The sequence below is a fragment of the Halobacillus litoralis genome (assembly GCF_009856355.1).
Classification (GTDB): Bacteria; Bacillota; Bacilli; order Bacillales; family Halobacillaceae; genus Halobacillus; species Halobacillus litoralis_B.
The window spans coordinates 1-1,563 of sequence record NZ_WMEW01000028.1; the positions used below are offsets into that span (position 1 = coordinate 1).

Genomic DNA, 1,563 nt, shown 5'->3' on the forward strand with positions numbered 1-1,563 from the left:
CTAAGACCTGTCCGTCTTAACGCATGCAGGAGTGTTGACGGGATGGTTTCAGGAAACATGGATCCTTCATTCCCATCCTCCGTTGTACAGTTGAAATTTAAACAAATAAACTTCCTGCCTTTCACGCTGAAAAAGCGCTTATAGCAGAACTTGTCGCGCGCCCCCGTTTACGTAAGACTTGAATTAGAAATATATCTTATTGTTTTACAATATGTCTCTTATCGAAAAAACAAGGAATAAATTATAAACCCAGCTATTATTAGGAGAATAAATATACCAGTTCCCTTCCAGCCTAAGCCACCAACTAAATCTGCAAGATTGCTTCCGTGTCCACTACTTGAAGGATTGCTTAACTCTTTTTGTCTTAGTTTTTCTCTTCTTTTTTCAGGAATTTCATTTCCCATCTAATTCCTCCAAAATCATTTCTCTTAATAAACATACGATACTAATCCAGTTTAGTTTCAAAACTGGCTATTATCTAGAACCCAAGTCTTCACCTAACCTGCCCAAAACATTAAGAAGAGGGCAATTCTTTTGTTGTAGAATTGCCCCCCTTTTTATAAGACTCGAATTCAAAATAATTGACAGATTTCACTCCATCATTGGTGAACATCATATTCCTTACATTGTCTTTTTAATTCTAAATATGAAGGTAGAATTTAGTATCATTACAATGGAAAGGAGGATAAGTAATCCTTGTTGAAATGATGTTTTAGAAAGATTGATCAAAACATCAATTATAAGAAGGATAGCACCTCCGAAAATAATTAGCCCCCATGTAACTTGGCTAACTCTCCCCAAAATAATTTGACCTCTTTCATCTTTCCCTTCAGTATTCATGAAAGTAGCCCAATGCAAAAAACTTAAAATTAGTGGGATAAACAAGATGTAAGTAATAATGGTTAACATGTTATTCCTCCTCATATGTAAATATATCTTCGACGTTCTTATCAAAAGTACGTGCAATTTTAAACGCAAGAACCAAAGAGGGATTATACTTATTTGATTCTAAAGATGCTATTGTCTGACGGCTTACACCAATTAATTTAGCTAATTCACTTTGCGACAACCTCCTTTCTGCTCGCAATAAATATACAGAATTTGATAGATTACCCGTTTTTTTCATTTTTTTCCTCCTCAAATTCAATGTAACATATTTTTGTCAAATTGAATATAATTTTTAACATATTGACAAGAGCATTTTACAAAACGATGGTTTGACTGTTTAATCTTAGAACTTAGAAGAGAACTACTCTAATAGCTTTCACCAATATTAGACATTATGAAAATTCAAGGTAGTAGCTCTTGAAAATCACCTTACTTAAAGAAGCCACATCAATTTTTGTTTCTGAGAAGATTTCTTCTTTATGCTGCTTGCAAAAAAAGAACCCCCATTAAAAATGGAAGTTCTTTTTGTATTATCTTATTCAATTAATGCCCCCAATAGCGGAAGACTTGAATTCAAGTTAAATTAAGAAATATTCTGGGAAGTTCTATATGTCTCTCATATTGCTGATTGTGTCATTTTGTTCATCTAAGATTTTAATGTTTTTTAACTCCTCA

At 33.1% G+C, this 1,563-nt stretch carries 3 protein-coding genes; all 3 read right to left on the reverse strand.

The window, feature by feature from the left end:
* Positions 1-218 precede the first annotated feature (218 nt).
* The 3 genes from GLV97_RS19600 to GLV97_RS19610 all read right to left on the reverse strand — a co-directional run bounded on the left by GLV97_RS19600 (position 219) and on the right by GLV97_RS19610 (position 1,126).
* Positions 219-404, reverse strand: coding sequence for a DUF6366 family protein (locus tag GLV97_RS19600; protein WP_160842062.1), 186 nt, complete (start codon positions 402-404; stop codon positions 219-221).
* A 217-nt stretch (positions 405-621) separates the two neighbouring features.
* Complete coding sequence (locus GLV97_RS19605; RefSeq protein WP_160890397.1) at positions 622-909, reverse strand: hypothetical protein; 288 nt, start codon at positions 907-909, stop codon at positions 622-624.
* A gap of 1 nt (position 910) precedes the next feature.
* Entirely contained in the window at positions 911-1,126 is a 216-nt protein-coding gene (locus tag GLV97_RS19610; protein ID WP_160842064.1) for a helix-turn-helix transcriptional regulator, read from the reverse strand.
* Between the last annotated feature and the right edge of the window lie 437 nt (positions 1,127-1,563).

Bases quoted from the DNA above. Each gene is read 5' to 3' on its own strand.
- GLV97_RS19600 (WP_160842062.1), bottom strand. From the start codon at position 404: ATGGGAAATGAAATTCCTGAAAAAAGAAGAGAAAAACTAAGACAAAAA.
- GLV97_RS19605 (WP_160890397.1), bottom strand. From the start codon at position 909: ATGTTAACCATTATTACTTACATCTTGTTTATCCCACTAATTTTAAGT.
- GLV97_RS19610 (WP_160842064.1), bottom strand. From the start codon at position 1,126: ATGAAAAAAACGGGTAATCTATCAAATTCTGTATATTTATTGCGAGCA.